We start from the raw sequence: 9019 nt of genomic DNA, 5'->3' as shown, positions 1-9019 counted from the left end.
AATTGGATTATCATCAACGAGTGCCCACACAGATTGATAGGTTCTTATTTTTAAAGAGCTTTTCTAACATTTTCAGCAACTTAGTTGCTCGTCGTTAGGGGTGCGTATCTTACTTCACACCGTGAGAGAGTCAAGCATTTTTTTCAAATTTCTTTTCTCTCAGTTCCGACTCGCTGTGTGACTTTCGTCTCACTCCGTGTCGGTGGATGCGCAGTATAGGGAGTTGAGAAATTAGTACAAGCGTTTTTTACAAAAAAACTTTCAACCGAACAAATAACGAGCATTATGCATAGATACTCAACGATCTTGTCTAATATTTCGGGTTGCAGAGGATATTTTCATGAAGAAACACCTGACTTCTGCATTAAAAGATCGCCGATTTCTTTGCGATTTCGGTTGCTGATCTTATCTGTCTTGGTTCTTTTTTCTCTTTCTATCTATATAAAGACGAAAAAAAAGAGCAGGACGATGACGAACTGCTCTTTGGTCTTTGCTTTTTATTTAGGATGCTTCAGGTGAAGTCTTGGAAAAGTGTTTCTTCTATATATAGAAGAAAAGATCAGAGCATCCTTGCCCTTCTCTTTTACGACAGATTAGCTAGGGGTATATCTAAATGTCGTGGTTGTTCGATGACACATTGAGCTCGTAAGAGTGGAGCATGCTTGCATTCCCAATGGCGTCATCTTCGAGAGGAACTTAGTTCTTCAATACTTTTACGGTGTAGCTACCATCTTTTTGTTGGTATAGACCGTGGATGTCGGTTTCGAAACCTGGGTAATGCGCACCGATCTCACAAAGCATCTCTAGGAAGTCCAGCACTGGGCGAGACTCTTGAGTCACCATTTCACCAGGAAGTACTAGTGGCACACCTGGAGGGTAAGGAAGGATCATGTTCGCACTTACGCGACCAACCATTTCTTCCAGTTTGATTTCTTCTACGTTACCGCGAAGCTCTTCTTGCCATGCTGCGTGTGGTGTTACTTTCATTTCTGGAAGAACATCGAACGCTTTGTACATTAGCTCTGGTAGGTTGTATTTCTTAGTTAGGTTATGAATTGCTTGTGCCAAATCTTGAACGCGCATGCCTTCATAGAAGCTTGGATCTTCGTTATATAGCGAAGGAAGGAAGCTCTTGATGGTTAGGTTTAAGTCGTAGCCACGTTTAAATTCAGTTAGACCGCGTAGCAATTGCATTGCTTTTGATTTGTCGATACCGATTGAGAATAGGAACAACAAGTTGTATGGACCTGTTTTCTCTACCACGATGCCGCGCTCGTCTAGGAATTTAGCCACCAGCGAAGCAGGAATACCTGATTCTTCTAGTTCGCCTTCTTTATTCATCCCCGGAGTCAGTAGCGTGACTTTGATTGGGTCAAGATACATGTGGTTGTCATCCATGTTCTTGAAGCCGTGCCATGTATCGCTAGGGTCTAGTTTCCAACATTCTGTGGTATCGATGTTTTCTGGTTGCCATACATCGAAGAACCAGCTGTCACTTTCTGCTTCTAGGCGTTTGATCTCTTTACGGAAGCGAATTGCGCGATCGATAGAGTCTTGCATCAACTTCTTACCAGTGTTGCCGCGCATCATTGCCGCTGCAGTTTCAGTAGAAGCAACAATGCCGTACTGAGGTGAAGTTGAAGTGTGCATCATGAATGCTTCGTTGAAAGATTCTTTATCAAAGTCACCTTTCACGTGAATCATTGAAGCTTGTGAGAACGCTGCCAACAGTTTGTGTGTTGATTGTGTTTCGTAGAACACTTTGCCTGGCATCGCTTCACCACTCATACCACATTTACCTTCGTAAATTGGGTTGAAGTTAGTGTAAGGCACCCAAGCACTGTCGAAGTGGATGTGTTTACAATCTAGCGACTCTTTGATGAATTGCGTGTTGTACAACAGACCATCGTAAGTTGAGTTAGTCACTACTGCGTAACTTGGCGCTGTTGCACCTGGTGTTTTCGCAACTTTCTCTGCAATGACATCGCGGCTGAATTCGCTTTGTGGAATACCACCAAGGATGCCGTATGCGTTACGAGTTGGGCGGAAGTAGATTGGTGTCACGTCGCTCATCATCATTAGGTGAGTCAGAGATTTGTGACAGTTACGGTCAATCAGTACTGTGCTGCCCGCAGGTGCTGAGTACATGCCCACGATTTTGTTCGATGTAGACGTACCGTTAGTTACGATGTAAGAACTGTCTGCATTGAAGGTACGTGCGATGTATTCTTCTGCATCTTTATGTGGACCTGAGTGGTCTAGTAGAGAACCTAGCTCAGGCATTGAGATTGATACGTCCGCTTTAAATGTGTTTGGACCGTAAAAATCGTAGAAGATGCTACCAGCAGGGCTTTTCTGGAATGCAGTACCGCCCATGTGACCTGGAGTACAGAAGGTGTATTTACCTTCTTCTACGTATTTGAATAGCGCTTTAGTGAATGGAGGCATGATGGCATCTTTGTATGCCTCGGTCGCTTGGTTGATTTTGATAGCGATGTCGTCAGCCATACCTAAAGCGTACTCGAAGAAGCTCACGTTCAGACGTAGGTCTGTTAGTGAAATATCGAGAGTAGACTGTTCGTTAGCAAATGCGTGAACAGGCAGTTTTTCGTTGATTTGGCTAATACGTTCACATAGCTCTAGTGAGTATTTATCCCAGTCGAACAGCACACCGCAAATGCGTGGGTTCATCTCAATCATTTTGATCAAGTCTTTATCATCTACTGGGTAAACCACTTCGTAGCCCGCTTTCTCAAGAGCAGCGTGAAGTTGACGAACTGGCTCTTCTTTAAAGAACACACCCATGTGGTTCAAGATAGCGAAAATATTCATTTGGACATCTCCAAGGCGAATGAAGGCGCTCTCTGCCATTTACAGGCAGTGAGTAAGGTGAGCGCCGAGTGAATTTGTTTTTTATTGGCTGGCACCGAAGTGCCAGCGTTTGGGGATTAGTTGCTTGCTTGAGCAGGCATGTCGTCAGCGTGTAGCTTCATGTACTGAGCTAAGCCGGCTTTTTTGCTGTAGAACATCAAGATAACGAGAGACACGATGAAGGTTGCTGTTAGCGTACCGCCTTCTGCACCAGCAAGGGCAATGAAGCAGAACAGACAAGCTACACCAGAGAACAGCATTACGAAGCCGTTGCGTGTTGTCATACCTTCAAAGCGGATCAAGTTAATGCTTGAGTAGAAGTAAGGCAGCATAGTTAGTAGAACTGCATCAGTCGTTAGCTGATTGAACAGGTCTGATGCGTGTGCTGTTTTAGAGCTGAAGAACATCAGTACAACCATTAATGCTGTCATCTTGATTGACGCAAGGATTAGACCTTTCTTAGGCACACCGTTTTTGTCAGTTTCGCCGTAGATTTTAGGGAAGTTGCCATCGCTTGCTGCACGTTTACCAGCTTCGCCCACCAGCATCATCCAAGAACCTAGCGAAGTAAAACATGCTAGTGCAGTGAATGCTGATACGAATGGTGCAGTCCAGCTACCGAATAGCTCAGTGGTAGCCAATGCAAATGGCGCACCTGATGCCGCAACTTCAGAAGCAGGGAACATGCCGCTGATCATTTGAGTTGATAGGATGTAAATCACACCTGCGATACCAGTACCCAGCATGGTTGCTAGCGGTACAGTACGTTTAGGGTTTTCTACCATACCTGTCGATACTGCTGCTGATTCCACACCAACGAATGACCATAGACAGATAAGAACCGCAGTCACAATCGCATGGCTATCAGTACCCGCAGATACGTTCCAGTTTTGGCTGTATAGCGCAGTGTCGAAGTGCGTCCAACCAAATAGAGCGGTACCAACAACTGGAATTAGGATTAGAACAAGACCAAGCGTACATAGACGGCTTACCCAGCTACCACCAAGTAGGTTGACGAAAGTGAAGATCCATACCGATGCAATCGTCGCAATACCCGCTGGGATTGGGTCATTAAGCACAGGGAAGAATACTGAAAGGTAAGAAACACCTGTAATAGCAATAGCTAGGTTACCAATCCAGTTCGCGTGGTAATAAAGCACGCCCGTTTGGAAACCAAAGACTGGGGAAACTTCGCCCGCATAAGCGATAGGACCACCTTCTTGAGGGTTTTTGGTTGCCAGACGAGCGTAAACAAACGCAAGGCTCAGTGCACCGATCAAACAGATCAGCCAGCTGAAAATTGAAACAGAGCCTACTGAAGCTAGGCTAGAAGGTAACAGTGCAATACCACTACCCATCATGTTACCGGCGACTACACCCGTACAGGCAATTAGACCGATTTTTTTCGTATTCGATGACATAACATCTCCAAATCTATTCTACTCAAGTCAACGTGACTCAAACTGAACGGTTATTAGCGAGATGCTATGAAGTAGATACCTGCTCGACCTCGCTAAATTTCGAAGTGAAGACTACGCCCAAAAATCGGGAAAAAAATAAACTTGGCGTTATCAATAAAATGATTAGTTAATCAACATCAAGTTGAGATAAACATGATAAACACAAAAATATAAAACCAAATTATTCATGTAGTTATAAGAAAAACATCAAACCTTCTACCGATAGATAAACTCTCATCAACTCGTCGGTAATCGCGATAAAAGTTATCAACCTCTATCAACTTCCCCATCCCGAAGGGTTAATTTCCTGAACTGTTGATTCCATAAATCTCTCCCTGATCGCGCTTTTTGACCCACATCAATATTCATCTCGCCTGCAAGAAAGCATCAGAATCATTCTCGCCACATAACTCAGCCAGACACTCCATACAATCAATAGAGATAGAGATAGAGATAGAGATAGAGATAGAGATAGAGATAGAGATAGAGATAGAGATAGAGATAGAGATAGAGAAGCAAACCGGATATGTCTTCCCGTTGCAAGCTTGCGTTGTTAGCTCCTTCGTAAGTCATTGCCCCACCGCCCCAGCTTTTTCACTTTTCGACAGCGACAAAAAAGCCCCTCACCGAAATGAGGGGCTAGTATTTGAGTCCGAGAAAATTAAAGCATTCGAACGACAGAAGGGTGAACAGCGCGATACATGGCGTAATCAATCGCCTTCATGTTACTTGGGAAGACCAAGTTTTCGCACAGCAGGTACGTCTCAACCGACGTATCAATATAAAAAGCTTCGCTGTAAGACTCACTGGCCAAATCCAGATCACCATCCAATTCAGCATGCTTACCACGAATCACATAAGACAGCACCGAATCTCGTAACCTCAACGCTTGCCCAAGATGCAGCTTGGCTGAAGCCATGTCACCAGCGATGGTTTCGTGTAGGGCCAAAGCTTCATAAATTCGAGGTTGAATTGGCCCAACCATCATTTTCACGTTGGTTTCCAGCGCATCGCTGAGTTGTTGCACTCGCCCTTTCTTTAGCTCAAGAGACGAATCGAGCACTTTCTGCACGTGGTAAGCAATCAGCAATTCAGCTTGAACATAAGCATTATCTGGCTCGATTTCTAAAATATTTTCCATCAAATCGATGCCTTGGCGAAACTGCTTTGCATCAGAGACATTAAGATAATGGTTAGCTTGCACAAACAATTCCAAGGCATCGGGATTCATGGGCATTCCCGCCACCAGCATCGTAGATTTTAATTTGGCATCCGGCACTTTCAGCACTTGCATCAAATCCAACGACGCTTGTTGAAGCACTGTCTTTAAATGGCTACTGGTTAACGCGTATTGACGACTAAACAACACCTTTTCAGATGAGTTATTGCGATATTCCACCTCTAAAAAGCTGCCACCGTCATTTTCACGAACTCGTACCACAACGGATTTACCAGGCACAATGCCAGAAGTAAACGACGCCTTCTTTAGCATGACTCGGTAATCACTGACTTGAGCAATGTCAGACATCAACTTTTGGGCAAACCCGTCTGCCAAGTCATAGCTTAACCCTTCGCTCGTGAAGTTATCTTGAAACTTGAATTCGATAAGGTGAGTATCGATGGCTTGGGTAATACGCACTTCCGATTGCTTGTAGGTAAACACGCCCATCACCACGACCAAAACACTGATCCAGATGAAGTTCATCAGTCCCAAGCGCCACGGGCTGATTTTATTTTTTTTCTGAGGGGCCTTTTTCTCTTTCGACATCTCGCAGACCGCACGAGTCAGAGGGCCGGCAGGAAAAGTAACGGCAGGTGCGATAGGCAGAGTCTCTTCTTCTGGTTCTTCAACCAAAGGGGCGTTCTCTTCCTCTTCACTTTGGCGACTTGCGACAAACTCTTCATGCGTCATCGGAGTCACGTTCGCTACCAGCTTGTAGCCACGTTTCGGCACAGTAATGACGTAACTGGTATTTTCTTCCCGACCGTCACGCAGCAATTTACGCAACTCAAAAATGGACTGAGTCACCACTTGATCGGTCACAATCGCCCCAGCCCAAACGTACTGGATCAATTCCTCGCGATTGAACACCTCATTTGCATGCTCAGCTAAGAAATGCAAAAGATTAATTAAGCGCGGCTCAACAGTAACTTCCCTATCTTGTCGATACAGCTTATTTTCATCAACGCTTAAAACCCAGTCATTGATTTGAAAATAGACTCCAACCATGTATGAAAACTCTCGTATCTACCAGACAGCTATCGCTGTAGGAATGATGGAACTTCACATTCGCACAGTCGACCAAAAGCGAGATTATAGGTGGGAAAACGGCGTGCACCTAGAAAAGCAAGCCGCCAAAAATGCAAACTTAAGTTAAGTGATGCAAAAATGAGACTACTCAAGTGCTGCAAGAATAGAACAATGACTGGCATCATCGTTTGTATGGCCACAACACGCATCATTAATCTTCTTCAAAGCACGGCGAATTTTCGTCAGTTCATTAATCTTCTCGTCGATCAGCTCTAACTTGGCAGAAGTAATGGCTTTTACCTCTGCACAACTGTGTTCTGTCACCTCTAACTTAATTTCTAATAGATCTTTTATCTCATCCAAACTCAACCCTAGCTCTTTCGCTTTTAAGATGAAGCGCACCTGCTTTTGATTCTCTTCATTATAAAGTCGGTAGCCTGATTCGCTTCGCCCTGCGGGTTTTATCAACGCATTTTTCTCATAAAAACGCAGTGTATCTGAAGTCACACCACAGCGTTTTGCCAACTCACCTATCTGAAACATAACTTTCCTTATTAACTATCTCGTTACTTTTAAAGCTAAAGAACGACTTTTTTGCAATTATTTTTGAGATGCCAAACGATTGCGCGAGCTTTTTTGTAATAAATTGGTTAGAATACGCGCCATCAAATGTGGAGACTGTTTTCTAAACATGAAAACACCTGCAAAGGTCTTTACCAAAACTGGCCAATATTTTACCCCAAGAGGTGAAAACAAGTTCATTTTTGGCAAACATCTTTAACTCCGTGAATTTGAGGAAAATGGAAGCATGAATAACGCTCGTCCTATTCGCCGTGCGCTTATCAGCGTATCAGACAAAACAGGTATTGTTGAGTTTGCACAAGCTCTTGTTGAGCGCGGTGTCGATATCCTATCTACTGGTGGTACTGCTCGTCTACTTGCAGAGCAAGGCATCGCAGTAACTGAAGTCTCTGACTACACTGGTTTCCCAGAAATGATGGATGGTCGCGTTAAAACGCTTCACCCAAAAGTTCACGGTGGTGTGCTGGGTCGTCGTGGCCAAGACGATGACGTGATGGCAAAACATGGCATCAACCCAATCGACATGGTCGTTGTTAACCTATACCCATTTGCAGAAACCGTTGCAAAAGATGGCTGTACTCTTGCTGACGCAGTAGAGAACATCGATATTGGCGGTCCTACCATGGTTCGCTCAGCAGCGAAGAACCACAAAGACGTAACTATCGTTGTAAACGCTTCAGACTACGACCGCGTAATCGCAGAGATGGACGCAAACGACAAGTCCCTAACTCTAGAAACGCGTTTCGACCTTGCTATCGCAGCATTTGAACACACCGCCGCTTACGATGGCATGATCGCAAACTACTTCGGTACCATGGTTCCATCTTACGGTGAGAACAAGGAAGGCGATGAAGAGAGTAAATTCCCTCGCACCTTCAACCAACAATTCGAGAAGAAACAAGACATGCGCTACGGTGAGAACAGCCACCAAGCTGCCGCGTTCTACGTCGAAGCCAACCCACAAGAAGCGTCTGTTTCTACTGCTCGCCAAATCCAAGGTAAAGCCCTTTCTTACAACAACATCGCAGACACGGACGCCGCACTTGAATGCGTGAAAGAGTTTAATGAGCCAGCATGTGTAATCGTAAAACACGCCAACCCATGTGGCGTCGCGCTAGGTAAAGACATCCTAGAAGCGTACAACCGCGCTTACCAAACAGACCCAACATCAGCGTTCGGCGGCATCATCGCATTCAACCAAGAGCTAGATGCAGAAACGGCTAGCGCTATCGTTGAACGTCAATTCGTTGAAGTAATCATTGCTCCTTCTGTTTCTACTGAAGCGATTGAAGTCGTTGCCGCGAAGAAGAACGTACGTCTACTAGAGTGTGGCGAGTGGTCAACGAAGACAACTGGCTTTGACGTAAAACGCGTCAACGGTGGTCTACTGGTTCAAGATTGCGACCAAGGCATGGTAAGCCTAGACGACCTTAAAGTGGTTTCTAAGCGTCAACCGACAGAAGAAGAGCTTAAAGATGCCCTATTCTGCTGGAAGGTAGCGAAATACGTGAAATCTAACGCTATCGTTTACGCGAAAGGTGACATGACTATCGGTGTAGGCGCAGGCCAAATGAGCCGCGTTTACTCGGCGAAAATTGCCGGCATCAAAGCCGCAGATGAAGGCTTAGAAGTTGCCGGTAGCGTAATGGCATCTGACGCTTTCTTCCCATTCCGCGACGGTATCGATGCCGCAGCAGAAGCCGGCATTAAGTGCGTAATTCAACCAGGTGGTTCTATGCGTGACGACGAAGTTATCGCAGCAGCAGATGAGCACGGCATGGCGATGATCTTCACGGGTATGCGCCACTTCCGCCACTAATTTCCTCATCGTATTTGGCACTGTGGCGTCGTTAAC

Annotated in this window: 5 protein-coding genes; 1 reads left to right on the top strand and 4 read right to left on the bottom strand. The window is 45.1% G+C overall.

Annotation, left to right across the window (positions count from 1 at the left end):
* Nucleotides 1-696: 696 nt before the first annotated feature.
* The 4 genes from ACF8OV_RS11810 to zntR all read right to left on the bottom strand — a co-directional run bounded on the left by ACF8OV_RS11810 (nucleotide 697) and on the right by zntR (nucleotide 7125).
* A complete protein-coding gene (locus tag ACF8OV_RS11810) occupies nucleotides 697-2832 on the bottom strand; it encodes a lysine decarboxylase CadA (protein WP_025523408.1) in 2136 nt (711 codons plus the stop codon).
* Between the two features lie 116 nt (nucleotides 2833-2948).
* Nucleotides 2949-4292, bottom strand: coding sequence for a cadaverine/lysine antiporter (cadB, locus tag ACF8OV_RS11805; protein WP_005383654.1), 1344 nt, complete (start codon nucleotides 4290-4292; stop codon nucleotides 2949-2951).
* Nucleotides 4293-4992: 700 nt separating this feature from the next.
* A complete protein-coding gene (gene cadC / locus ACF8OV_RS11800; RefSeq protein WP_031778175.1) occupies nucleotides 4993-6561 on the bottom strand; it encodes a lysine decarboxylation/transport transcriptional activator CadC in 1569 nt (522 codons plus the stop codon).
* Nucleotides 6562-6726: 165 nt separating this feature from the next.
* Nucleotides 6727-7125 (bottom strand): Zn(2+)-responsive transcriptional regulator, encoded by a 399-nt coding sequence (gene zntR / locus ACF8OV_RS11795; RefSeq protein ID WP_203505260.1) that lies wholly within the window; start codon nucleotides 7123-7125, stop codon nucleotides 6727-6729.
* 265 nt (nucleotides 7126-7390) lie between these two features.
* On the opposite strand from zntR, the gene purH reads away from it, so the two are divergent.
* On the top strand, nucleotides 7391-8983 hold the full coding sequence (gene purH / locus ACF8OV_RS11790; protein WP_203505262.1) for a bifunctional phosphoribosylaminoimidazolecarboxamide formyltransferase/IMP cyclohydrolase: 1593 nt from the start codon (nucleotides 7391-7393) through the stop codon (nucleotides 8981-8983).
* Nucleotides 8984-9019: the final 36 nt, after the last annotated feature.

This window comes from Vibrio sp. GLN_1, assembly GCF_043106015.1.
Lineage (GTDB): Bacteria > Pseudomonadota > Gammaproteobacteria > Enterobacterales > Vibrionaceae > Vibrio > Vibrio parahaemolyticus.
This window is presented reverse-complemented; position numbering and strand designations above follow the sequence as displayed.

What these genes read in the sequence shown, in the direction of transcription:
- ACF8OV_RS11810 (WP_025523408.1), bottom strand. Translation starts at nt 2,832, where the DNA reads ATGAATATTTTCGCTATCTTGAACCACATGGGTGTGTTCTTTAAAGAA.
- cadB (WP_005383654.1), bottom strand. Translation starts at nt 4,292, where the DNA reads ATGTCATCGAATACGAAAAAAATCGGTCTAATTGCCTGTACGGGTGTA.
- cadC (WP_031778175.1), bottom strand. Translation starts at nt 6,561, where the DNA reads ATGGTTGGAGTCTATTTTCAAATCAATGACTGGGTTTTAAGCGTTGAT.
- zntR (WP_203505260.1), bottom strand. Translation starts at nt 7,125, where the DNA reads ATGTTTCAGATAGGTGAGTTGGCAAAACGCTGTGGTGTGACTTCAGAT.
- purH (WP_203505262.1), top strand. Translation starts at nt 7,391, where the DNA reads ATGAATAACGCTCGTCCTATTCGCCGTGCGCTTATCAGCGTATCAGAC.